Source organism: Halorubrum luteum, assembly GCF_054652935.1.
The window spans coordinates 3,017,406-3,041,681 of record NZ_BAAIGT010000002.1 but is presented as its reverse complement, the minus strand read 5'-3'; the positions used below and the strand labels follow the sequence as shown (position 1 = coordinate 3,041,681).

Here is a 24,276-nt window from a genome sequence, read left to right as displayed (position 1 = left end):
ATAGCGGACGCAGAATCATCATAAACCCACGGACCCAGTAATCACCCCTGATAACTCGAGGGATACGGTTATGAGTCCGATCCCCACAATGACTGGTATGGCAGCCACCGAAACGGACACCGAGCCCACCAAGGTGTTGGAGTTCGGTCTCGGCGACGGAACGTACTGTCTGGACATCGGCGTCATCGACGAGATCGTCGATGCGGGCGAACTCACTCGCATTCCCAACTCCCCGGAGCACGTGGAGGGCGTCATGGATCTGCGTGGACGGACGACCACGATCGTCGACCCGAAGACGCTGTTCGGGATCGACGAGGACGGCCGGCGCGAGCGGATCGTGGTGTTCGACGACGACCACTTAGACGAGAGCGGCACGGTCGGCTGGATGGTCGACGAGGTGTTCCAGGTTCGCGACGTCGCACCCGAGGCCGTCGATACGGGCATGACGAACGATGACGACGGAGTCAGCGGGATCGTCAAATCCGACGATCGGTTCGTCGTGTGGGTCACACCGGACATCGACGAGCTGTCGGATGCCGTGGCGAACGCCGGCGACCGTTCGGACGCCGTGGCTGACTCCGCTGGATCGTCGGTGGCCGCCGAGTAAGCCAACGCTTGGAGAGTGTACCGGGGACTCCCGGCAGATCAAGCGACGTCGTGGCCCCTCGATTCTCATCAGTGAAAAACGGGGACGAACACTTATCCAAACTCCGGCAAGCATCGACGCATGCGCGTTTCAAGCGGCATCCCCGGGTTCGACGAACTCGTCGACGGGGGGTTTCCGTCCGAGCGGTTGTACGTGGTGAGCGGACCGCCCGGGAGCGGTAAAACGACGTTCTGCGCGCAGTTCGCTGCGAACGGCGCTCGAAACGGCGAGGACGTTCTGTACGTAAGCATGCACGAGACGAAAGCGGGAATCCAAGAGGATATGAGCGGTTACGAGTTCGGATTCGACCGCGCGCTCGACACCGAACGGGTGACGTTTCTCGACTCCTTCTCCTCGGACGGACGGCGGTTTTTCGGCCTTCCCGGGGACCGACGCGATCGGTCGGGGGTCACGAACCGGCTGACTGGATTTATAAACTCTCGCGGCATCGACCGCGTCGTGTTGGATTCGACGATGCTGCTACGGTTTCTCCTCGACGACGACGAGGACACGATGATCCAGCTGCTGTCCTCGCTGAAACGCACCGACGCGACGACGCTTCTCATATCCGAGATGACGGATCCGAGCGCGTATGCCGAGGAGCATTATCTCGCACACGGCGTCGTGTTCCTTCATAACTATCTGGAAGATGAGGGGATGCGACGCGGCATCCAGGTGTTGAAGATGCGCGGAACCGGGATCGACACGGCGATCAAAGACGTAATGTTCACCGACGGCGGCCTCCGCGTCGGCGACGCGGCGGCGGTGACCCGATGAGCCGAGACGACGACACGACGATGTACGACCGGACGTTCGGTACCGACTGGGACGAGCTGACACGCGAGGAGGCGATACACCGAGCGTTCGCTCTCGGCGTCGTCGTCGGAGTCGGAGCCGGACGCTCCGAGGAGTACGACAGCGTTCGAGCGGCCGTCGACAGCCCGTACGACCGGAGCCTCGTCGAGCTCGCGTACGATGAGGGTCGAACGAAGGCGCTCGAAGCCCCCGAATCGGAGCCCGAGGCGGTTTGGGGCCGCCTCGTCGACGAAGACGGAGCGGTCCGGTCCCAGCCGCTGCCGGCTGCGCTTCCGGGAGCCCTCAGTGAGCTGACCATCGGCCGAAAGCCGCGTGAGGGACCGCCGTCATCACTTACATTTCCCTCGATGTTCCGAAAGTGATCCCTCGGAAGGGTTTTACCGGACTCGCCCTCACTGATAACGTATGAGCGCACTTCCCGACGCTGTCGTCGGTGCCGACAGCGTGCTCGTCAGCGGGCCGCCGATGAGCGGGAAGTACGAGCTGTTCACGCGGCTGCTCGCCGAATGGTCCGATGCACCCGTGATCATCTCGACCGGAACCACTGCCGAGAAGGTGCGCTCCGACTACGAGCAGATAACCGGACACGACGCGGACGAGATCGTCGTCATCGACTGTGTCACCCACGAGCAGGGCGACAAGCGGGCCGATACCCCCGCCACGAAGTACGTCGCTAGCGCCGGGAACCTCACCGACATCGGGATCAAGTTCACCGACGTCGTCGAGTCGTCGGCCGGACGCGATCGCGCCGTCGGCGTCTACTCGCTGTCCCAGCTGTTGATGTACTGGGACCCCGAGCGAATCTACCAGTTCACCCGCGTCATGGTGTCGCAGGCGTCCGGTGAGGGATGGCCGCTGGTCGGCGCGGTCGGCTCGACGGCACACGACGAGCAGGTGATCCACACCCTCCACGAGCCGTTCGAGATCGTCGTACAAACGCGCGTCGAGGGCGACGAGCGACAGTTCCGCGCTCGCGGCCGAGTCGGCGGGCCGACCGAGTGGACGGCGTTTTAGGCGGTGTCCTCCTCGTCAGATCCGAGTTCGGGACGATCGGTTCCGTCGTCGAGCCGAGGTGTGTGAGCGTCGTCCCCGATGGCGAGCCACACGAGATACAGCGTCGCGATGACCATCACCAGCGTTGCGACCGATCCGACGACCGCGACCGGGAACACGAGCGAGTTCATACGCTCCGATCCACGATCGGGACGTATCAACGTGTCGGCTCCGCCCGGACCGTCGCTGTCGGGAGGTTCAAGGGACGAGCCGCCGAGGAGTCGGGTATGACGGACCGGATCCCGGTGACGGTACTGTCCGGAAGCCTCGGGGCTGGCAAGACGACGCTTCTGAATCATCTGTTGAAACACGCCGGCGACCGCGACCTGGCGGTGCTGGTCAACGACATGGGTGACGTGAACGTCGACGCCGAGCTGATCGCGGAGGGGTCGGAGCTCGACGTCGACGACGGCGTCGCGGAGCTGTCGAACGGCTGTATCTGCTGTGAGCTGCAAGACGACCTCGAAACCGCCGTCGTTCGGCTTGCGAACGATCGGTCGTTCGACGCCCTCATCGTCGAGTCCTCCGGGATCTCCGAACCGGCTCCCGTCGCGCGGCTGTTCACGACGGAGTCGCGTGCGGCCGCCCGATATCGCGTCGACGCGCTGGTGACCGTTCTCGACACGCCGCTGTTTCTCGACGCGTTCGCGGGCGAGGAGGTTCCAGAGCGACGCGGCACCGACGAGGAGGGACGACCGCTCTCGGATCTGCTCGTCGAGCAGGTGGAGGTGTCGAACGTCGTCCTCCTCAATAAGGCCGACCTGTGTACCGACGACCAACTCGCGGAGGCCGAGTCGCTCGTCCGGGCGCTCCAACCGGACGCCGAGACGATCCGGACGGAGTTCTCCGCCGTCGATCCCGACCGACTTCTCGACGTCGACCTGTTCGAGGAGCGTGCTGTCGGCGACCTCCCCGGGTGGAAGCGTGCGCTCGCGGAGAGCCACGAGGAAGGGAAGGATCCGGGACGTAACGACGACCACGACCACCACGACGACGACCACGACCACCACGACGACGACCACGACCACGACCACCACGACGACGACGACCATCACGACGACGACCACGACCATCACGACGACGACCACGACCACCACGACGAACACGAACACGATCACCGCCATCCGGACGAGCTGTACGGCGTCACCTCGTTCACGTATCGGCGCCGACGACCGTTTCACCCCGGACGGCTCGCGGCGCTGTTTCGAAACCTCCCCACGGGGGTCGTGCGCTCGAAGGGAACGCTGTGGGTCGCCGGCAACGACCTGAAACAGCAGGCGAGTCAGGCCGGACCGTCGGTTCGGGTCACCGCTCCGGCCCCGTGGATCGCGACGCTGCCGGAGATCGAACGCGAGATGCTCCGGTCGAATCGGCCCGAGCTCGACTGGGACGAGGAGCACGGCGATCGGCTCACCGAGTTCGTCGTCATCGGCACCGACATCGACGAAGAGACCCTCCGAGGGCGGTTGAATGACGCACTCGTCGACGACGACGAGTGGGCGGCCGTACGGGCGGGTGAGACGCTCGACGGAGCCGACGCGTTCCCGGGTGAGCAGGGCGAGGAGGTCGTGGTCGCCCAACCGTAACGCCAAGCCCCGAACGGGCTCTCGTCAGTCGTCGGAGGGTCCGGCTGTGTTCCGGTCGACCATCTCGGCGTACTCGGTCAGCTCCGCCCTGCGCTCCTCGCGGAGCTCCTCGGGGGTGAGCTCCGTCTCGAACAGCGACCGCATCTGCTGGATGACGTGTTCGCTCGCGAGCAGATCGGAGATGCTGACGTACAGTGCGCCCCGCCCGAGATACTCGAGCGCCCGCGAAACGTCGTTCGTCCGGAGCATCAGGTCGGCGTCGAACGACAGTGAGAGCAGCCGCTTCGACACCGGATCCGAGTCGATCGTCGAGACGACGAGCGTCGCGTCCTCGACGTTCGCTTTCGTCCACGTGTATCGCTCCATCGCATCGCCGAAGACGTACGCGTCACACTCGTCCGCCACGGCGTCGAACATGACGGGATCGTTCTCAATGACGACACAGGGTCGATCGAGCGCCTCGCACGTCTCGACGAGCTGCTGGCCGTGTCTCCCGTACCCGACGATGACGACGTGGTCGGCGAGGTCGTCGGGAACGGAGCTCTGTTCGTCGATCTTGCCGTGCTGTTCGCTTATAAGCCCGAGCTGCGCTACCCTCCGGTAGATCCGTTCGTTGTGTCGCTGTGTGAGATTCGAGGTGATCATCGTCACCGCCGCGGCGAGGATGATCGCGTCGAAGACGGCCTGGCTCAACAGCCCGAGTATCAGGGCTTCGATGGCGATGATGAGCGCGAACTCGCTCACCTGGTCGATGCTGAGGCTGGTCAGCGTCGCCGAGCGAGACTCGTACCCGCGATAAACGAGGATCAGCGTCGTAATGATGGGTTTGATCACTGCCGTCAGAACGACGAGTCCGGCGACGACGGCGAGCTTTTCGACCGACGCCGCCGGACCCATCTCGACGAACGGGAGCACGACGAGCGCTCCGACGGTGACGAAGAAGATCGCCAGGAAGAAGTCCTTGATCGATTCGATACCGTTGAACAGTCCGAGATTGCTAACTGGATCGTGTCGGATCGCCAGCCCGGCGGCGAACGCTCCGACCACGATCGACACGCCGGACAGCTCCGCCGCCGCGACGAAGACGACGAGCAGCGAGACGACACCGATGATCAGCAGCTCGTCTGAACCCCCGGCGAGACGCTCGACGACGTCGTACAGGTATCTGTTGATCAGCACCGCGAGGATGAGCAGCGAGACGCCGTACCCGATCTGGAGCGCGATCGGATCCGGTGCGAGCGTTCCGGCACCGAGCACGAGCAGGACGAGGATCGCGAAGAGGTCCTGAACGAGCTGGATCGATTCGGCCAGCCGCCCGCGAACGAGGCTTCGGCGTATCTCGGTCCGAACCAACGCCGTCCCGACGATCGTCGAGGACAGAGCGGCGGCGATACCGAGATACACCGACTCGGAGAGCGGAACCCCGACGACGAGCCCGAACCCGACCCCGACGACGCCGACGACGAAGATCTGTGCGACTGCGGCGACTTCGCTGTCACGAAGCACCAGTCGCGAGCTCGATAAGTCGATCCCGACGCCGAACGTGAACACCAGCAGCGCGATGCCGAACTGCGCGAGCTCCAGCGTCAACGCCTCCTCGACGACAAAGCCCGCGACGATCCCCGCCAGGATCAGGAACGGGACCGTCGGGAGGTCGAACCGGTTGGCGACGAGCAGGAACGGCCCGGCGATGATGAAAAGCAGCGCGACGGTGGTGAGCAGTTCACTCATCGAAACCACCCTGTACGTACGCGAAGGCGTCCGGGAACTCCTCGTGGGTTCGCAGCAACTCGCGGTCGCCCTCGACCGCGCTCTCGAACGTCTCCCGGTCCTCGAAGTACGCTCTGAGATATCCGGAGAGGCGGCCGGACGCGAGCTGTGAGCTCATAATGACGGAGTGAGCGCCCCGTTCGTAGAGCTCTCGCGCGTCCGCTATCGTTTCGGCTTCGACGAAGACGATGGCGTCGTCGCTCACCTCCCGGAGCAGCGCCTTGTTCACTTCGGGCTGGACGGACGAGGAGAGAACGAACCCGGCCTTCTTTATCCCCGCGTCCTTCCGAACCGTCGAGTTCCTGAAGTCGCCGTAGAGCGCATCGTAGCCGTTCGCTTCGAGCGTCTCGATGTGCTCGGAGCGACGGTCGGCGACGACGACGTCACCGTACTGCTCTCGAAGCAGCGAGAGCGCGTTTCGGGTCACGTCGTCGTAGCCGACCACCACAGCGTGGTCGGCGTACGACTGCTTGCCGTCCCGGAACGTCCCGTCCGTGTCCCACCGAGCGAGATACGGCCGCGCGCGCTCGAACAGCCGGTGGTTGTACTCGATGAAATACACCGAGACGCTCATCGTGAGGAGCGCGATCAGCGTCAGAAAGCCGAGCATCTCGACGTCGATGAACTCGCCCTGAAACGCGGCGACCCCGACGATGATCCCGAACTCACTGACCTGCATCATGGTGACGCTACCGAGGAACGTCGTCTCGAGGTCGAACCCCTGCCAGTCGATCAGCAGGAAGAAGACGATCAGCTTGCCGACCATCAACACCGCCGCGGCGATCACCGCCTCCTGCCAGTAGAACAGCAGCTCGCTTGCCTCGAGCGTCAGCGCGACCGAGACGAAAAACACCATCACGAACAGGTCCGTCAGCGGATTTACCCGGTCTTTAAGCTCCGTACTGTACGGCAGCTGCGCGATCGCGAGCCCGGCCAGAAACGCTCCCATCTCGATCGAGAGATACGCCTCGACGCCGAACGGGGCCAGAAAGAGGTTGATCTCGTCGGAGACGAACACGAACAGAAACGCCCACGAGATCGCCAGGAGGAAGAAGACGTCCTTGTTGTCGGCGACCCGTCGAAACACCGTCGGCAACAGGTACTGCGAGGCGACGAGCGCGGCGACCGTGATCGCCGCGACCAAAGCGAGCACGATCCCGAGCGTCGTCGCGACCTCAGCGAGGTCCTCGGGGCGTCCGGCGGCGAGCACCGCCAACAGGATGACGACCACGATGTCCTGAATGAGCAGCACCCCGACGTCGATCTTGCCGTGGAGCGACGTCGCCTCGTCCTTGTCGGTGAGCATCTTGATCACGACGGCCGTCGAGCTGTACATGACGGCGAGGCCGACGATCAGCGACTCGAGAAGCGAGAAGCCGAGCGCCAGCGACACCCCGATACCCACGGCCGCGACCGCCGCCATCTGTGGGATCGAGATCTTGACGATCGGCGCGAGCACGTGGCGAATATCGTCGATCTGCATCTTGATGCCGAGCAGGAACAACAGGAACGCGAGCCCGAGCTCCGAGAGCGTCTCGGTGAGCGCCGTCACCTCGACGATGCCGAGCGCCGCCGGACCGATCAGCACGCCCGCGATGATGTACGCGATGATCGTCGGCTGTCCCGTCTGCTTCGCCAGGAAGCCGACGAACGTCGCACTCAAAAGGATGACAGCCAACTCCGCCGTGAGACCGACCTCGATGACCATCGACAGTTGTTGCACACGTGTCGACTGTGCGGATTAAGCGTACCGGTACTCCCGAACGCGTACGCACTCCCCACCAAGGACGGTTGTCGTGGAGCGGTGGATCCCGTGAAGAGACGATTGCCGTGAAGAGACCAGCGCGACGCTACCGGTTCAGCGTGTGGATCGCCTGCCCCTGTGCGTTCTCGGCGGCCTCCATCACCGCCTCCGCGAGCGTCGGATGGGTGTGAACCGTCGAGGCGACGTCCTCGAGCGTCGCGCCCATCTCGACGGCGAGCGTGAGCTCCGCGATCAGCTCCGACGCCTCCGGACCGACGATCTGGCCGCCGAGGACGAACCCCGTGTCGGCGTCGGCGACGATCCGAACGAACCCCTCCGTGTGACCCGTCGTCAGCGCCCGTCCGGAGGCGTTAAACGGCATCTCGCCGACCGCGACGTCGAACCCCTCGGCCTCCGCGTCCGCCTCGGTCATCCCGACGGTCGCGACCTCCGGATCGGTGAAGACGGCGGCCGGGATCGCCTGCTGGTCGAGCGCGGCCGGCTCACCCGCGATCACCTCCGCCGCGACGATCCCCTCGTGAGAGGCGGCGTGCGCGAGCATCGGCTCGCCGGCGACGTCGCCGACCGCGTGAACGTGCTCGACCGCGGTGCGGGTCCGGTCGTCGGTCTCGATGAACCCCCGATCGGTCGTCTCGATCCCCGCGTTCTCGACGGCGAGCGTGCCGGTCACGGGCTCGCGGCCGACCGCGACGAGCACCGTATCAGCCGGGTACGAGGACGTCTCGCCCGCCTCCGTCTCCGTCTCGATCAGGTACCCGCCGTCCGGGCCCGTCGACCAGCCGGTGGCGCCCTCGCCGAAGTGGAACTCGATCCCGAGCGCCTCCGCGCGCTTCCGGACCGTCCGTTTCACGTCGTCCTCGTACGGGTCGAGGATATCCTCGAGCATCTCGACGACCGTCACCGAGGAGCCGAGCTTGGCGTACACCGTCGCCAGCTCCATCCCGATGTACCCCCCGCCGACGACGACGAGGCGGTCGGGAACCGAATCGGCAGACAGCGCTGCCTCGGCGGTCCAGACGTGGTCGTCGGCGAAGTCGAACCCGGGGATGGCGACCGGCCGTGACCCGGTCGCGACGATCGCGTGCTCGAACTCCACCGTCTCGGACCCCTGCCCCTCGCCGCCGTGAGCGATCCGCGCGGTGTGCTCGTCGACGAACGACGCCTCGCCCTCGATCAGGTTGACGCGGTTCGCCTTACACAGCTTCTCGACGCCGCTCGTGAGCCGGTCGACGACGCCGTCCTTCCAGTCGATCATCTTCGCGAGATCGACGGCAGGGTCGGCGTGGATCCCCATCTCTTCGGCGTTGCCGGCCTCGTGTGCGAGCCCGGACGCCGTGATCAGCGCCTTCGAGGGGATACAGCCACGGTTCAGACACGCCCCGCCGTAGGCGTCCTTCTCGACGAGCGTCGTGTCGAGCCCCCGCTGTGCCGCGCGGATGGCGGCGACGTAGCCGCCCGGTCCCGCGCCGATCACCAGTACCTCCGTCCCAGTTGAAACGTCTCCGACGACCATCACTCTGATAATAACAGCAACGGGTTTTCAAGGTGATCCATCACGGCGTTCGCGAACGACGCCGCCTCCGCGCCGTCGACGACGCGGTGGTCGATCGTCAGCGACAGCGGCAGCGTCGGCGCGGGGACGACCGTCGTCCCCTCCTCGTCGTCGAGGAACCCGTCATCGACGTCGGCGTGGCTCCGGACGACCGGCCGCTCCTCGATCGCACCGAGCCCGAGGATGGCGGTTTCGGGATAGTTGATGATCGGCGTCGCGTACTCGCCGCCGATCGCCCCGAAGTTGGTGATCGAAAAGGTTCCACCGGACATCTCCGCCGGCGTCAGCGTGCGGTCCCGGGCGCGGCTCGCGAGGTCGTGAACCTCCTCGGCCAGCTCGAACAGCCCCTTCTCGTCGACGTTCTCGACCACGGGTACCATCAGCCCGGCGTCGGTCGCGACCGCGACCCCGAGATTGTACTCGGGTTGTAAGAGGATCTCCTCGTCGTCCTCGCGGAGCTCGCTGTTGAGCACCGGGTACTCCTCGAGCCCGGCGACGACCGCCTTCATCACGAACGGCATATACGTGAGTTTCACACCTTTCGCGTCGGCTTTCGGCTTCAGTCGCTCGCGCGCCTCGACGAGCGCGTCGACCTCGGCGGTGTCGTGATGGGTGACGTGGGGCGCGGTGAACTTCGACTGCTCCATGCGCTCGCCGATCGTCCGCCGCACGCCACGGTACGGGATCGTTGCCGCCGCCTCGTCACTCGATCCGGCGGGCGACGCCTCGTCTCCCGCCGCGGCGACATCGTCGTCCGCCTTCGCCGTCTCTCCCTCCGCGTACGTACGGACGTGCTCAGCGGTGACGAACGCCTCGCCCTCCCGGGACGCGTCAGTCGGAACGTCGTCGATTTCGACGCCGAGATCCCTGGCGACCTTCCGGGTCGCGGGCGTCGCTAACGTGCGATCCCGTCCCGCCGGCTCGGAGCCACGAGCCGACGCCGCAGCGTCCGTCTCTCCCCGCTTGCTGACGGCTGACCGTCGGTCGGCCCCATCGATATCAACGGGCTTCGGGCCGGAATCGGTCGACGTCCCCGGCTCGTCAACCTCGTCCGTGGTCTTCCGGTCGACGCCGTCGGCAGCCGACCTGATGTCGGCCTCGCTGACCCGACCGCCGACCCCGCTTCCGGCGACCGCGTCGAGGTCGACGCCGAGTTCGCGGGCCAGTCGTCGGACCGACGGCGGGGCGAACGTCCGACCCGGCGGCACCGGCGGCTCGGAGTCGGTCGTCGACGATTCCGCCTCGACAGTCGACGACTGAGCGTCCTCGGACGGCGACACCCCCGTACCGGCCTCGGACGGCGACTCGGCCTCGGCCGTCCCCTCCTCGTCGACGCGGAACGAGATGATCACGTCGCCGACGGGGACGATCTCGCCCTCCTCGGCGAACAGTTCCTCGACGACGCCGTCGTATCGTGACGGCACCTCGACGAGCGCCTTGTCCGTCTCGACCTCCGCGACCGGCTGGTCCTCCTCGACGCGGTCGCCGGGGCTGACGAGCCAGCGAACCAGCTCCCCCTCCGCGACTCCCTCACCGACGTCAGGAAGCGTGAACTGCTCGATCGGCATGGTCAAAACTCCACCGCCTCCCTAATACCGTCCTCGATCCGAGCCACGCTCGGGAGGTAGTAGTCCTCCAGCGCGTACAGCGGATAGGGAACGTCGAACCCGGTGATCCGAGCGATCGGAGCCTCCTGATACAGCAGCGCTTCCTCCTGAATGATCGCCGTGATCTCCGCGGCGAGACCCGCGGTTTTCGGGGCCTCGTGGACGACCGCGGCCCTGCCGGTGCGCTCGAACGCCTCGAGTATCGCCTCGCGGTCGAGCGGCGACACCGTCCGGAGGTCGACGACCGTACACTCGATCCCGTCGTCGGCGAGCGTCTCCGCCGCCTCCATCGTCGGACGCGTCATCGCGCCGTACGTGAACACCGCGACGTCGTCGCCCTCGCGGCGGGTGGCCGCCTCGCCGATGGGCACCGTGTGCTCGCCCTCGGGCACCTCCTCGCGGAACGCCCGGTAGATAAGCTTCGGTTCGAGGAAGATCACGGGGTCGGGGTCGCGGATCGCCGATATCAGCAGCCCCTTCGTGTCGGACGGGGTCGACGGCATCACGACCTTCAGCCCGGCTTCGTGGGCGTAAAACGCCTCCTTCGATTCGGAGTGATGCTCGGGAGCACGAATCCCACCGCCGTACGGGGCGCGCAGCGTCATGGGGAGGGTGTACCGGCCCCGGCTCCGGGTCCGGAATCTCGCCATATGCGAGACGATCTGGTCGTAGCCGGGGTACATGAACCCGGAGAACTGGATCTCGGGCACCGGGCGCAGCCCCATCGCCGCCATCCCGACCGCACAGCCGACGATGGCGGACTCCGCGAGCGGCGTGTCGACGACGCGGTCCTCGCCGAACTCCTCGTAGAGCCCCTCGGTCGCGCGAAACACGCCGCCGTTCTTCCCGACGTCCTGTCCGAGCACGACGACGTCGTCGTCGGCTCGCAGCTCCGTCGCCAGTCCGTCTCGCACCGCCTGTACCAGGGTGAGGTTTCGTGTTTCGGTCATTTACTCCTCCAGAAACGCTTCGTCTCCGTATCGCTCGCGGAGCGCCGCGAACCGCTCCCGCTGTGTGTCCAGCTCCGGCGTGGACTCCGCGTACACGTGCGCGAACAGTTCGCTCGGTTCGGGACGCGCCATCGACTCCGCCGCGTCGATCGCGTCCGCGACTCGCCGCTCAACGTCGGCCTCGATCTCCGCGATCCGGTCGTCGTCGAGGACGCCCTCACGTCGGAGATACGTCTCCAGCCGCGGGATCGGGTCCTTCCGTTTCCACCGCTCGACTTCGTCCTCGTCACGGTACACCGTCGGATCGTCCGCGGTCGTATGCGCGCCGAACCGATACTGGACCGCCTCGATCAGGGTCGGGCGAGGGCGGTCGCCGTCCGCGGCGGTCCGGGCTTTCTCGACGGCGGTGTTCGTGACCGCGTACACCGCGAGCGGGTCCATCCCGTCGACCTGTACGCCGTCTATCCCGTACGCCTCCGCCTTCTGTGCCAGCGTCTCGCTTCGTGTCTGTCGCTCCCGCGGGACGGAGATCGCCCACTGATTGTTGTTACAGAAGAAGACGGTCGGCGTGTCGAACACGCCCGCAAAGTTGACGCCTTCGTGGAAGTCACCCTCGCTCGTCGCGCCGTCGCCGAAGTAACACAGCACGACCGCGTCGTCGCCACGGAGATCCGATGCCCACGCCGCCCCGGTCGCGTGCGGAACCTGCGAGGCGATCGGCACCGCGACGGGGAACACGTTGGCGTCCGCCGGTGCTTGGTTGCCGTCCTCGTGGCCCATCCAGTAGAGCAGCGTCTTTTTTAGCGGGACCCCGTGAACGAGCGCAGCCCCGTGTTCGCGGTAGGAGGGAACCATCCAGTCGTCGGTGTCGAGCGCGAACGCAGAACCGATCTGTGCACCCTCCTGTCCGGAGAGCGGGGGATACGTTCCCATGCGACCCTGACGCTGGAGGCTCACCGCCCGACCGTCGAAATGGCGGGCGAGTTTCATGTGACGATACATCTCGACGAGTCGCTCGTCGGACAGCTCCGGCACGTCCCCGACGACCGTGCCGTCCTCGTCGAGCACGCGAACCGGATCGTCGTACGCCCTGTCGAACACGCTCACGATCGTCCCCTCCCGTTCATGTACGGACAGTCCGACGCCCAGCTAATAGGGTTTTCGTAAAAGCGTTGGTATGCGCATAAATTTTGCTCACACGAGTTGAACCGTCAACCGAGGCCGTGGAGAATCAAACGTTTATACATGCTTTGCTGGTTCGCCGTCGATCCGTTCGGCGAAATCGGCGTTTTTCAAAATATCATGGACGAACGGGATAGTTCATCGAGAGATCCGAGGGCGGACCCGATCAGTCTCGCCGGACGGTGGAGCCGGAGCTAGAGGAGTGGACGTATCGGGGAAGCGAACGACAGTGGCCAAAACGACCGGCGGGATGCGGTCAGCCGAGCCGGAACGAGGGCTCGTCCGGCTCGCCGTCGAGGTCCTCCAGCTGGATCACGTCCTCGTCCTCGTCTTCCAGCTGCTCGCGGAGGTAGTTGACGTAGCGTTTGTGTTCCTCGAGCTGCTCGCGGAGGTGGTCCGCCTCCAGCTCCAGCCGCTCGTGTTCGCGGACGAAGCTCTTCGGCACCTCGATCTTCGGCGGGAACGACTCCCCGCTTTCGCCCATGCTCTCAAGCTCCGCCTCGGGGACGACGCGGACCTGTCCGTCGTGGGCAACGAGCTTGTCGACGTAGTCCCTGAAGACGGCCGACAGCGAGATGTCGCGCTCCTCGGCGATGTCGCGGAGCGTCTCGAACGCGTCCTCGTTGACGCGGAACGAGATCGTCTTGTTCTTGTTGCCCATCATCGGACGATTCGTGCCGCTGGCTACTTAAGCGTTTGTCAGACGAGCGCACGGTCCTCGGCGAGGACGGCGGTGTGACGGCTCACGCGACGCATCGCAGACGGTCGGCCGACGTGATAGCCAGGTCGTGATCGTCGACCGACGCGATCGGTTCGTCGACCGACGCGATCGGTTCGTCGACCGACTACGGTTCGGGGGCGTCCGCCGCGTCGACGGGAGCGTCCGTGCTCCCGCCGTCCGTCCCGGCGAGCTCGTCGCTCTCGTCGAGGTCCTCCAGCGCCGACAGCGCCGCGGCCTTGTACGTCTCGGGGTCGATCTCGTACTGATCGCGGGCCATCCGCGCGTACTCGTTGCCGTCGTCCTCGAAGGCGGCGACGCGCTCGAGCGTGCGCTCGGCGGTCTCGACGACCCACCGATCACGAACGTCGGCGCCGACCTCGGTGATCGACTCGGGGCGGACCGACACGCGGATCGTGCCGTCGTCGGTCTCGTACGTCCGGGGCTTGCCCACGACTGCGACGTACGCTGGCGGTTCCAGTTCACGGATCGCGGAGGCGGCCTCCGGCTGATACTGGCCGGCGTACACGAAGAACGTGCCCGTCGGATCGACGATGCGGGCGCGCCAGTACTCGTTATCCTCGCCGACGTCCTCCCGCTCGGTGAGCGTGCCGACGAAGAACACGCGGTTCGCGGACTCGCCGGTCGGTAACAGGAGGTAAACCGGTGCGCGCTCGTCGTCGGACTCCTTGAACGTGTAGCCGGCGTCGTTGAACTCGCTCGCGAACGTACGCCGGGCGATCTCTCGGGTGGGGGTTGACTGGCTCATTTCAGATCGACCTCGCTTTGATCAGCGCGCTCTCGACGTCCACCGGCCCGGGCTCCTCGAGCTCGTCCACGAGAACGTATCGACGGAACGTCGGGCCCGTGACGCGGTAGTAGCGTCCGAGCACGTCCTCGGACATCTCCTCGGCGACGACGGTCGTGTCGAGCGCGTCCATCGCCATGTCTTTTGCCGCCTCGAGGCCCATACCCGTGAGCTCCTCGGTCGCCTCGCGGTCGAAGATGACCTCGGTGACGCTCTCGCCGTCGTCCAGAACGCCTTTAATACGGAGATCGAACTCCCCGTCGACCTGGCCGTGCTCGGAGCAGCGACCGTTCTGGAGGACGCGCGTGCAGTCCTCCTCGGGGCATCGTTTGATCAGCCCGGAGCCGGACTGGATATCGACCAGCGCGCCCTCGACCGTCTCGGCGTTGTCGCCGACCTCGATCTCCTCGTCGATCTCCGTGATCCCCGTCGTCCGGTTGAGCTTCACCGAGTAGCTCCCCTCGTACTCGTCCGTGACGACGTTCGAGAGCTCGTACGTCGCCCCTTCCTCCAGTTCGGGGAGATCGGACGTCTCGAAGGCGACGAACTTGATCGTGCCCGACTCGTCGCCGAGCAGGCCGACTTGCGAGATCGAGTCGCTGCGAGGCTCCCACAGGTCGACGAGTGTCACGCGGAGGTCGACCCACTGCTCGTCCTGGTCGATCTCGTTGACGTGGACTCGCTCGGTGCCGCCGCGGCCGAGCTCGTCGCGCTCCATCCCGGCGTCGTCGAGGTAGCTGTTCGTGACGCTCCGGCGCGCCTCGTCGAGCGGGACGCGGTACTCGTTGACGAGGTTCTCAAGCCGCTCTTCGACCTCGTCGACGTCGACGTTCAGGTGATCCGAGAACTGTTCCGCTATCGCTTCCGCTTCCTGTCGCAGTTCGGTCATGGGTGTCTCGCCTCCGGTCGTGTTTCAATGGGAGGCGTACGCCGATTGGTTCCGTATCGTATTAAAACGTACGTGACCGTAGTGAAACTGAACGCGAAAAGCGGTCCTACGGAGCGAATTCGGCAGGTTCGAACAGTTTCCACCGACATTCGGCGACCGGTGGTCGGCGCGGGCAACGGACCTATGTGCGAGGCGGACGGATCCGAGGTATGGACGACCGGCTCGAACGGGTGATCCGCCAGCGGCTCCGCAAGGCGGGCCGACAGTTCGAGGAAGCCAAGCGCGCGTACCGGGAGGGGAGATCGGACCCGACCGGCGAGAACGCGGGGACCGATCTGTACGACCTCCCGAGCGACGAGGACGGACACGCACGAGTCGTTTGTCGGCGGTACGCTGAGCGGCGATCGGTCGCGGTCGACGCCGAGGGACGCCCCGCCTGCTTCGAGTCCGACCATCCCGACTGCGAGGGGTGTGCCGAGGACGTTCGCGACGGCTACGTCGAGACGTGGTAGCCCGGCGTCGAGACGTGGTAGCCCGGCGTCGACCCGCGGCGACACCGGGACGTGGGCGCTCGCGATCAGTCCGCGACCGGGACGGCGTCGTCCGCGTCGACGTCACACTCGTCGGTCGGCTCGACGAGGCGGTGCGACAGGTACACGCAGGCGACCGCGAGCCCGATCCCGCCGATCACGTCCACGAGCCAGTGGATCCCGAGATACATCGTCGAGACGGTGACCGAGAGCGCGAGCCAGACCGCGATCGGCGTCCACGCCGGATACTCCTCCCAGGTCAGCGCGGCGAACAGCCCCGCCGTGACCGCCAGAGAGGTGTGCAGCGACGGGAACACGTTCGTGTGCTCGTTGACCTCGGCCGTGAGCACCTGAAAGTCGGGGTCGAACGTGTACAGAAGCGACGTCACGACGTCGGGCATCACGTTTCGCGGTCCGTACGCGAGGACCAGGGTGTAGATGACGAGTCCGATACCATAGTTGAGCGCGTACGCCAGCAGGAGCCGTCGAAGCGTCGTTGTGTCCGACAGCGCGCCGTACGCGATGAACGGGAACACGAGCAGAAACACGTACCCGTACACGTACACCCACGAGAAGTAGATCGTCAACTCGGGAGCGACGAACGTCGCCTGTACCCATGCGACGAACTCTCCCTCCAGCGCGTAGATCGTGCCGGTCAGCCTGACGCCGACGATCTCCGAGACGGTCTGTAGGGGGCCGCGACCGACCGCGCTCAACACGACAACCCCGACGAGCACGGCGATCGGCGTCCGGGCCTCCCGGAGTCGCGGGCCGATCTCGTGGGCGAACTCGTACAGCCGACGAGGGCCGACGATCGCGACGCCCGCGACCAGACACATCGCGCCGACCCACAGCGCGATCCGGGCGAGAACCGCAAGCAGGACGCTCATTGGTCTCGAGCCACCAGCTCCCCAGCCTCGTTGAACCGATACCCCGCATCGCGAAACGCGTCGCGAGCAGCCTCGACGTCGACGGTGCCGTCGTCCCCGTAGAACGGTGCGACCGGATCGACGCCGTCCTCGCGCGAGAACGCGACGGAGGACGGAACCCACGACGGCGACGCGGCCAGCGGCGACGTCGCCGGAACCGCGTAGCCGTCGAACGCGTCATCGATGAGCGTCGATTTGTCCAGAAGCCCGGAGAGGATCGCCCTGAACCGGGGGTTCGAAAGCGGCGCACGACGGGTGTTGTAGCCGACGTGGTAGAACGCGGCCGACCGAGCACTGATGAGCCGTGCGTCCGCCTCACGCCCGATGCGAGGCACCGCATCGGGGCCGAGGTTCGATGCGGTGGCATCCGCGAGCCCGTCACCGACCATCTGTACGCTGGCGATGTCCGACGGGACGACCTCGAGCACCAGCCGCTCGAACGACGGGTTTCCGACGAACTCGATCGGGACTCCCTCGACGGTTTCCAGCTCCGAGTCGACCGGATCCGAGCCGAGTCGTCGGAGGAAGTGGTCCGGATTGCGCTCGAACACGACCTCCTCCTCCGGCGACGACTCCACGAACCGAAGCGGTCCGCTACCGACCGGGTCGTCGTTGTTCCAGACGAGCGCCTCGGTCGTCTCCTCGTCGATCTCGACGCCGGCGATCGCGACCGTCTCGGTCTGCTCGCTCCAGACGTGTTCCGGAAGGATCGGAAGCTGAAGCGCGCGCTCGCCGACCATCGGATTCACCTCGCCGACGCGCAGGTCGATCGTCTCGTCGTCGACGACGGTCGCGTCGCGAACGACGGAGCTTCGGCCCCGGTACTTGGGTGCCGGGATCGGCGTCTCCGTGTTCCCCATCGACGTATCCCTGAGAAAGGCGTACGTAAACGCGACGTCGGAGGCGGTCAGCGGCGTCCCGTCGTGCCACGTTCCGTGACGAAGCCGTACCCGGAGCGTGGCCGTGTCGATCCACTCCCACTCGCGGGCGAGCCACGGGATCGTCTCCCCGTTGTACGGACGGCCAAGCGGGTCGTACAACAGCGACGTGACCGTCCCGTGGCGACGGTACTCAGCCGCGATCGGGTTCCAGTTTTCCGTCGGACGGTCGTCGGTCGTCGTGAGCCGCAGCGTCGTGGGTTCGTCGTCCGTCTCACCGACGTACTGCAGGCCGAGCAGTCCGCGGGCGGAGGTTGGCTGGGCTCGCTCCCAGCCGGTGAAGCGACCGTCCCGGATCGCGGTGAGCGCGTCGGGAAACGCGATCACCGTAAACGGGTGTTGATTGCAGAGCGTCTCCTGAAGCTCGTCGACGGTGGCCCGGCGATCGGCGTCCCGCGCGAACCGCTGTTCGTCAAGCAGGTCGTCGACTGCGAGTTCGGTAAACCCGAACGGGTTCTGCCAGCCGGCCTCGGCCGTAAACGACGAGTGTGTGAGGCCGTACAGCGCGTCCGGATCGAACGGCTTCGCCTCGTGATACTGGCCGACGTACACGTCGAAATCGTGGTTCAACAGCACGCTTCTGCGAAGGTCCGCCTCGGTCATCGTGTTCACACGTGCGTCGACGCCGACCTCGTCGAGATTCTCGGAGAGGTGTCTCGCGATGCGAACGGCGTTCGGGTCGTCGTCCGCCGGCGCCGTGTTGATCTCCAACACGAGCTGGGAGGACGTCTCCCGTCCAGCAAGGTTCCGGACGCGACCGACGCAGCCGGCGCTCGCGACGGCGATTCCCGTCGCCGAGAGCACGGTCCGTCGGCTCGTCGTCCGGGTCATTCGTTTAGACAGCTTCGGTGCCAACGATATAACAGTGCTGTGGTCCGGGAGGAACTGCCGCAATGTCAACGTGACGGTAAGCCGATCCGACGTGACGGTAAGCCGATGCGATCAGATCACGTCCGCGAGCGGAAGTCCGAGTCCGACGACCCACGCGAGGAGTCCGACGACGAGGATCTGCCGGTCGTCGGCCGCCCGTCCGGCGGCGACGAGCGCCAGCGACGTCACCATCGCGACCCGGTGAACAACGAGCCCCGGCGGAACTGCGACCCCGAGGCTCGCAAAGTCGATCAGGAACCCAGCTCCGAGTCCGAAGACGACGCCGAGAAACGCCGCAGTCGGAGCACAGCGCTCGCCGACGTGGACGGCAAGCGCCGGAAGACCGGCTGCGAGGACGAGATACAGCGGCGCGGCGATCGTCTTTGGCGTGACGCCCGGATACGCGAGTTCGAGCCCGACGCCGGCGGCGCGCACCCCGAGGACGACGGCCGCGAGCGCGACACCGAGCACCGCGGCGTCGTCGTGTCGCGTCGCCTCCGATCGAACCCGTCCCGCCGTCTCGACGACCGCCTCCCGAGTCCGACGACGAAGCAGCGCGCCGGCGAGCGGAACCAGCAACGCCAGTTCGATCACGGAGAGCCAGCCGTCGCTCCAGCCGGCATCGATGCCGTGATGCTCCCGCGTGACCGTCGCCTCCGCGGCGATGAACTCGTCTTCGAGCCGCACTGCCGGGTCCTGGATGTCGGTCACGGTGTGACGAAGCCGGAACCAGTCGTAGTACTCCTCGTGGACCTGTATCGCCGTGTACGCCCCGTCAGGGGATTCGTACGCCCGGATGTGGTCGCGTGCGCCGAGATACGTCCCCTCGTGGAGCTCGTACGTCTCGTCGACCCACATGCCGCCATCGGCGCCCACGAAGTGGGAGTACCGGTCCGAGCCGTGGGCCGCCTCCCAGTCGGTGAGCACCGCCTCCCGAACCAGCTCCGGATCGGCGTCGCTCTCCTCGTCGTCCGTCTCCTCCCAGTCGGCGTCGGCACGGTCCGTCAGCGCGCGCCGGACCGCGTCGCCGTCGTCGAGAAAGACGACGTTGATCGCGAGCGTTCGCCCGTCGACGGACTCGCTCCGGCTGGTGTACGGCCACAGCTCGTACGCCCCGTCGATCTCGACGAGCGACTCTTCGGGCACCTCGGCGACGACCGGCTCGTCGGCCGTTCCGCCGAAGACGCCCGAAAGCGCGAGCCCGACGGCGACGACCACGAGCGCGGCGACGGCGGCCTTGCGTCGCATGCGCCTCGTATCGGTTCGAGACCCAAAAGACGTTGTGGCGCCGTCGCTCAGGGGCGCCACGTCTCCGCGTCGAGCGCCCAGAGAACGCCGACGGCGACGCCACCCCCGCCGACGCCTCCGACGAGTGCAAGCGCCGGATCGGGTGCGGCGAAAAGCGCCGTGAAAAACGCCACGACGCCCGCAAGGAGGGTGACGGTGTCATCTCTGGTTGCACCCAGCGTCACGGGAGCGAGCGACGCGCCGACGACCGCCCCCGCGGCGACGATCGGCGTCGAGCCCGCAAGCTCGATCCCCGGAGTCGAGAACGGCTCCGAGACCGGGACCACCTCCGAGATCGATATCGTCTCCGATCCGGCGGCCCCGTCCGGAGACGCCGCCACACCGACCGCGAGCGCGACGACCGCGGACACGGCGGGAGCCGCGAGACTCCACCGGGGTGTGAGACGTCGACCCCCGGTCGCCGCGCCGCCAGCCACGAGCGCGATGGCACCCGCGGCGACGAACGCGATCCTGCCTACGGTGACGAGTCCGGAAAACCCGGTTTCGACCGCGCCCGCGGACCGGAGGAGAAACGGCTGTGCGAGCAGCAGCGTCGCGAGCACGAGAAGCAGCACGCCGAGGACGCGACGAGGGACCGGAACCATGCGATCACGACGCCGCCGGATCGGTTAAAACATCTGGACTGCGGCGGGGTGAGACGACGGTAGGTGAGAACGTCGCGGCCACTCACACGGAGACGGACACCCGGTCACCCTCGACGGACACCGTGATACGCTCCGGAGGGCCGCGTTCGTCCACGAGCCGAACCAAAAGCGTGTGCACGGTCGGCTCCTCGTCGATCGGTGTCCCAACCTCGTCGACGCCGACTCGAAGCGCCCGGTCGCCGATCCGACTCACCGAGCCCAGTCGGACGTCGATCCCGGGTGACGCCAATCGCTGGACCAACACGAGCACGGCCCGGCCACCGTCATCGACGAACGCCGTCTCGGAGACGAACGTGCGGGCGTCGTCCGCATCCGACGAGAGGGTGCCGTTGGCGCTCTCGGCGGAGCGGAACGAGAGGGCGTGTGTCTCGGTGCCGGCGGGACGCGTGTCGAGACGATGGGATTCGACCAGAGGGTCCGCGTTTATGTAACGGCTCCGAACGTCGATGTCACCGGGAGTCGACGCCGCCACGTCGTGCAGCCGGTCGGTACAGCCGGCGGTCACCGCGGCACAGACCCCGATAACGACCGCACGACGCTTCATCGGCTGGTGCTCCGCGCCTCTCCGGTAAAAATCCCCTGAGTAGTCGCGTCCGATCGGTCACTCGTCGACGACGGGTGCGGGGACCCCGTCGTCGGCGTCGACGTCGAACGCACGTCGCAGCTCCGCGATCCGGTCGCGGATGTCCGCGGCGAGCTCGAACTCGAGGTTGCTCGCCGCCTCGTTCATCCGGTCCTCGAGCGTCTCGATCCGGTCTCTCGCCTCATCTTCCGTCTCGACGTCGCCGACGCTCACGCCGGAGGTGTCCGTCTTCGAGCCCGGAAGATTCGTCTCCCCGACCGGCTTGTCGATCGTCGTCGCCTCGTAGCCGTGCTCGGCGTTGTACTCCAGCTGGATCTCCCGGCGGCGCTGGGTCTCGTCGATCGCCGCCTGCATCGAGTCGGTGACCTCGTCGGCGTACAACACCACCTCGCCGTTGACGTTGCGGGCGGCCCGCCCCATCGTCTGGACGAGGGTCGTCGTCGAGCGGAGGAACCCCTCCTGGTCGGCGTCGAGAATGGCGACGAGGCTCACCTCCGGGATGTCGAGCCCCTCCCGCAGGAGGTTGATGCCGACGAGCACGTCGATGTTGCCGAGACGGAGGTCGCGAATGATCTCGTGCCGCTCCAGCGTGTCCGTCTCGTCGTGCATGTACGAGACGTCGACGCCGGCCTCCTCGAGGTACTCCGTGAGATCCTCGGCCATCCGTTTCGTGAGCGTGGTGACGAGGGTACGCTCGTCCCGTTCGATCCGCTCGTGAACCCGGTCGAGGAGGTCCTCGACCTGTCCTGTCGCCTCCCGCACCGCCACCTTCGGGTCGACGAGGTGGGTGGGCCGGACGATCTGTTCGACGACCCGGTCGGAGTGTTCGCGCTCGTACTCGCCGGGAGTCGCCGAGACGTACAGCGTGCGGTCCGTCTTCGCCTCGAACTCCTCGAACGTGAGCGGTCGGTTGTCGTAGGCGGTCGGCAGCCGGAACCCGTTCTCGACGAGCGAGTCCTTTCGCGATTTATCCCCCTCGTACTGCCCTTTGATCTGCGGGATCGTCTGGTGGGACTCGTCGATCACCGTCAGAAAGTCATCGGGGAAGTAGTCGAGCAGCGTGTACGGCGCGTCCCCCGGCTCCCGGTCGTCCATGTGGACGGAGTAGTTCTCGATCCCCGAGCAGTAGCCGGCCTCCCGAAGCATCTCGACGTCGAACGTCGTTCGCTCCTCTATCCGCTGGGCCGCGACGAGGTCGCCCTGTCGCTCGAAGTGACGCACCCGCTTTTCCATCAGCTCCTCGATCTCCGCGATCGCCCGCTCCAGTTTCTCGTCCGGGATCGAGTAGTGCTCCGCCGGGTGTAACATCACCGCCGGCTCCTCGGAGACGACCTCGCCGTGCATCGGATCGACTTTGATCATGCGGTCGATCTCGTCACCCCACAGCTCCACGCGGACGGCGTATCGACCGTACATCGGGTAGATCTCGACCGTGTCGCCGCGGACCCGAAACGTCCCCTGCGTGAAATCGACGTCGTTGCGGTCGTAGTTCAGATCGACGAGCCGGGCGAGTAGCTCCTCGCGGCCGATCCGCTCGCCGACCTCCAGTCGGAGTGCCATGTCGCGGTAGTTCTGTGGGTCGCCGAGTCCGTAGATCGCGGAGACGGAGGCGACGACGATCACGTCGTCGCGGGTGAGAAGCGAGCGCGTCGCGGAGTGTCGAAGTCGGTCGATCTCCTCGTTAATCGACATCTCCTTGTCGATGAACGTGTCCGTCTGCTCGACGTACGCCTCCGGCTGGTAGTAGTCGTAGTAGGAGACGAAGTACTCGACGGCGTTGTCGGGGAACAGCTCGCGAAACTCCTCGTACAGCTGGGCGGCAAGCGTCTTGTTGTGTGCCAACACGAGTGTCGGCTGGTTCAGCTCCTCCGCCACCCACGAAACCGTGTTCGTTTTGCCCGACCCCGTCACGCCGAGCAGGGTCTGTTTCGTCGCGCCCGACTCGAACCCCTCGACTAGCTCCTCGATCGCCGCCGGCTGGTCCCCGGCGGGCTCGAACGGAGCGTCGACCCGAAGCGGTCGGTCGACTGTCGGGCGGTCCTCGGAGAGTGGAGAGTCGGCGTCGCTCACGATGGGTGCCGTTGGCGTTCCAGTCACTTGAGCGGCGCGCTCGGTCGAGAGCCGTCGGGCGAGAGACGAGTCAGATCCCGGGAGCGCCCTCAGTCGAGCACGGAGCGCCCTCAGTCGAGCACGGAGCGCCCTCAGTCGAGCACGCGGTCGATCTCGCCGAGGTCGTCGATGACGTAGTCGGGCTCGACGTCGCCGGCGGCGAACGTCTCGTCGTCCGAAATGCCGGTACGGACGAGCACGGTCGTCATTCCCGCACGGACGCCGAGCGCGACGTCGGTGTTCAGCCGGTCGCCGACGACGAGACACTCCTCCGGCGGGTACGGGAGTCGCTCTCGGACGAGTTCGATCGCCGGGTCCGACGGCTTCCCGAGCACGACGTCCGGATCCCGCTCGGCGACGGCGGCGACCGCGCCGATCACGGCTCCGGAGCCCGGCTCGTCGCGCTCGGGCCCCGGGATGACGACATCCGGATCGGTGCCGATAAAGGGGATATCCCGATCGAGCGCCCACAGCGCGGTGGCGAGGTCGTCGTAGTCGAACTCGCGGTCGATGGAGGCGACGAATGCGTCCGCGGCGTCGACGTCCTCGGTCGTCGAGAGTCCCGCGGCGTCGAACTGGTCGAGCAGCCCGTCCGCACCGAGACAGAGCAGGTCGTCGTTCGCGTGGTGCTCCCGGAGATACCGGGTCGTCACGGTGCCCGCAGTGACCACCTGGCCGGCGTCGACGTCGTACCCCGCGTTTCCGAGTCGGTCGACGTACGCCGGCGGCGCTTTCGTCGGATTGTTCGAGACGAACAACGTCTCGACCCCGGCGTCGCGAAGTCGTCGGTAGCCGTCCGGCGCGCCGGGGATCGGCTCGTTACCGCGGACGACCGTTCCGTCGACGTCGAGGACCGCACCGCTGAACTCCGTATCCATACCGTACGTTTGGGGCGCGATGGATGTAGGAGTTGCGCAGTCGACCGATTTCGGGACCTCTCCCGCCGTGATCGCCGTCTCCGTCGGGTGTCGGTTCCAGAGTCGATATCGATACCACTGTCGTGATAACGGAAGCGTAAAGCGG

Annotated in this window: 23 protein-coding genes; 6 read left to right on the top strand and 17 right to left on the bottom strand. The window is 66.3% G+C overall.

Annotated features, from left to right (window positions below; translation table 11 throughout):
* Positions 1–97 precede the first annotated feature (97 nt).
* The 4 genes from ACYQ0R_RS15080 to ACYQ0R_RS15065 all read left to right on the top strand — a co-directional run bounded on the left by ACYQ0R_RS15080 (position 98) and on the right by ACYQ0R_RS15065 (position 2,476).
* Entirely contained in the window at positions 98–607 is a 510-nt protein-coding gene (locus ACYQ0R_RS15080) for a chemotaxis protein CheW (RefSeq protein ID WP_459825409.1), read from the top strand.
* A 120-nt stretch (positions 608–727) separates the two neighbouring features.
* Entirely contained in the window at positions 728–1,423 is a 696-nt protein-coding gene (locus tag ACYQ0R_RS15075; protein ID WP_459825407.1) for an RAD55 family ATPase, read from the top strand.
* Between the two features lie 20 nt (positions 1,424–1,443).
* Positions 1,444–1,824 carry a DUF8057 family protein gene (locus ACYQ0R_RS15070; protein ID WP_459825799.1) on the top strand — a complete coding sequence of 127 codons (381 nt, stop codon included), beginning with the start codon at positions 1,444–1,446 and terminating at the stop codon, positions 1,822–1,824.
* A gap of 43 nt (positions 1,825–1,867) precedes the next feature.
* Positions 1,868–2,476, top strand: a complete 609-nt coding sequence (locus ACYQ0R_RS15065; protein WP_459825405.1) for a DUF7504 family protein — start codon at positions 1,868–1,870, stop codon at positions 2,474–2,476.
* Here the strand turns inward: ACYQ0R_RS15065 and ACYQ0R_RS15060 are convergent.
* A complete protein-coding gene (locus ACYQ0R_RS15060; protein WP_459825403.1) occupies positions 2,473–2,646 on the bottom strand; it encodes a hypothetical protein in 174 nt (57 codons plus the stop codon). The genes ACYQ0R_RS15065 and ACYQ0R_RS15060 overlap by 4 nt on opposite strands.
* A gap of 96 nt (positions 2,647–2,742) precedes the next feature.
* Between ACYQ0R_RS15060 and ACYQ0R_RS15055 the strand changes: the two genes are divergently transcribed.
* The gene (locus ACYQ0R_RS15055) at positions 2,743–4,101 is read left to right on the top strand and encodes a CobW family GTP-binding protein (protein ID WP_459825401.1); all 1,359 of its coding nucleotides are present in this window, start codon (positions 2,743–2,745) and stop codon (positions 4,099–4,101) included.
* A gap of 24 nt (positions 4,102–4,125) precedes the next feature.
* On the opposite strand, the gene ACYQ0R_RS15050 is transcribed toward ACYQ0R_RS15055, so the two are convergent.
* The 9 genes from ACYQ0R_RS15050 to ACYQ0R_RS15010 all read right to left on the bottom strand — a co-directional run bounded on the left by ACYQ0R_RS15050 (position 4,126) and on the right by ACYQ0R_RS15010 (position 15,342).
* Positions 4,126–5,832: a cation:proton antiporter domain-containing protein gene (locus ACYQ0R_RS15050; protein WP_459825399.1), complete on the bottom strand. Its 1,707-nt coding sequence runs from the start codon at positions 5,830–5,832 to the stop codon at positions 4,126–4,128.
* Positions 5,825–7,579, bottom strand: a complete 1,755-nt coding sequence (locus ACYQ0R_RS15045; RefSeq protein WP_459825797.1) for a cation:proton antiporter domain-containing protein — start codon at positions 7,577–7,579, stop codon at positions 5,825–5,827. The genes ACYQ0R_RS15050 and ACYQ0R_RS15045 overlap by 8 nt, the downstream gene beginning before the upstream one ends.
* A 142-nt stretch (positions 7,580–7,721) precedes the next feature.
* On the bottom strand, positions 7,722–9,149 hold the full coding sequence (gene lpdA, locus ACYQ0R_RS15040; protein ID WP_459825397.1) for a dihydrolipoyl dehydrogenase: 1,428 nt from the start codon (positions 9,147–9,149) through the stop codon (positions 7,722–7,724).
* On the bottom strand, positions 9,149–10,756 hold the full coding sequence (locus ACYQ0R_RS15035; protein ID WP_459825395.1) for a dihydrolipoamide acetyltransferase family protein: 1,608 nt from the start codon (positions 10,754–10,756) through the stop codon (positions 9,149–9,151). The genes lpdA and ACYQ0R_RS15035 overlap by 1 nt, the downstream gene beginning before the upstream one ends.
* Before the next feature lie 2 nt (positions 10,757–10,758).
* Positions 10,759–11,745: an alpha-ketoacid dehydrogenase subunit beta gene (locus ACYQ0R_RS15030; RefSeq protein WP_459825393.1), complete on the bottom strand. Its 987-nt coding sequence runs from the start codon at positions 11,743–11,745 to the stop codon at positions 10,759–10,761.
* Positions 11,746–12,852: a pyruvate dehydrogenase (acetyl-transferring) E1 component subunit alpha gene (gene pdhA / locus ACYQ0R_RS15025; protein ID WP_459825391.1), complete on the bottom strand. Its 1,107-nt coding sequence runs from the start codon at positions 12,850–12,852 to the stop codon at positions 11,746–11,748. It lies immediately after the preceding gene.
* 331 nt (positions 12,853–13,183) lie between these two features.
* Positions 13,184–13,588, bottom strand: coding sequence for a DUF8146 domain-containing protein (locus ACYQ0R_RS15020; RefSeq protein ID WP_459825795.1), 405 nt, complete (start codon positions 13,586–13,588; stop codon positions 13,184–13,186).
* Between the two features lie 184 nt (positions 13,589–13,772).
* Positions 13,773–14,414 carry an RPA family protein gene (locus ACYQ0R_RS15015; RefSeq protein WP_459825389.1) on the bottom strand — a complete coding sequence of 214 codons (642 nt, stop codon included), beginning with the start codon at positions 14,412–14,414 and terminating at the stop codon, positions 13,773–13,775.
* 1 nt (position 14,415) lies between these two features.
* On the bottom strand, positions 14,416–15,342 hold the full coding sequence (locus ACYQ0R_RS15010; protein ID WP_459825387.1) for a replication factor A: 927 nt from the start codon (positions 15,340–15,342) through the stop codon (positions 14,416–14,418).
* Positions 15,343–15,551: 209 nt separating this feature from the next.
* Here ACYQ0R_RS15010 and ACYQ0R_RS15005 point away from each other — a divergent pair, with 209 nt between their 5' ends.
* Positions 15,552–15,854, top strand: a complete 303-nt coding sequence (locus tag ACYQ0R_RS15005) for a DUF7091 family protein (protein ID WP_459825385.1) — start codon at positions 15,552–15,554, stop codon at positions 15,852–15,854.
* A 65-nt stretch (positions 15,855–15,919) separates the two neighbouring features.
* On the opposite strand, the gene ACYQ0R_RS15000 is transcribed toward ACYQ0R_RS15005, so the two are convergent.
* From ACYQ0R_RS15000 to ACYQ0R_RS14970, 7 genes are all read right to left on the bottom strand, one after another.
* On the bottom strand, positions 15,920–16,762 hold the full coding sequence (locus ACYQ0R_RS15000) for a phosphatase PAP2 family protein (protein WP_459825383.1): 843 nt from the start codon (positions 16,760–16,762) through the stop codon (positions 15,920–15,922).
* Positions 16,759–18,570 carry an ABC transporter substrate-binding protein gene (locus ACYQ0R_RS14995; protein ID WP_459825381.1) on the bottom strand — a complete coding sequence of 604 codons (1,812 nt, stop codon included), beginning with the start codon at positions 18,568–18,570 and terminating at the stop codon, positions 16,759–16,761. Before ACYQ0R_RS14995 ends, ACYQ0R_RS15000 begins: the two co-directional genes overlap by 4 nt.
* Positions 18,571–18,681: 111 nt before the next feature.
* Positions 18,682–19,857, bottom strand: coding sequence for a hypothetical protein (locus tag ACYQ0R_RS14990; RefSeq protein WP_459825379.1), 1,176 nt, complete (start codon positions 19,855–19,857; stop codon positions 18,682–18,684).
* A 47-nt stretch (positions 19,858–19,904) separates the two neighbouring features.
* Positions 19,905–20,501 (bottom strand): hypothetical protein, encoded by a 597-nt coding sequence (locus ACYQ0R_RS14985; RefSeq protein ID WP_459825377.1) that lies wholly within the window; start codon positions 20,499–20,501, stop codon positions 19,905–19,907.
* Positions 20,502–20,583: 82 nt separating this feature from the next.
* Positions 20,584–21,105, bottom strand: coding sequence for a hypothetical protein (locus ACYQ0R_RS14980; protein ID WP_459825375.1), 522 nt, complete (start codon positions 21,103–21,105; stop codon positions 20,584–20,586).
* 57 nt (positions 21,106–21,162) lie between these two features.
* A complete protein-coding gene (gene uvrB / locus ACYQ0R_RS14975; protein WP_459825373.1) occupies positions 21,163–23,214 on the bottom strand; it encodes an excinuclease ABC subunit UvrB in 2,052 nt (683 codons plus the stop codon).
* Between the two features lie 131 nt (positions 23,215–23,345).
* Positions 23,346–24,131 carry an HAD-IIA family hydrolase gene (locus tag ACYQ0R_RS14970; protein ID WP_459825371.1) on the bottom strand — a complete coding sequence of 262 codons (786 nt, stop codon included), beginning with the start codon at positions 24,129–24,131 and terminating at the stop codon, positions 23,346–23,348.
* Positions 24,132–24,276 lie beyond the last annotated feature (145 nt).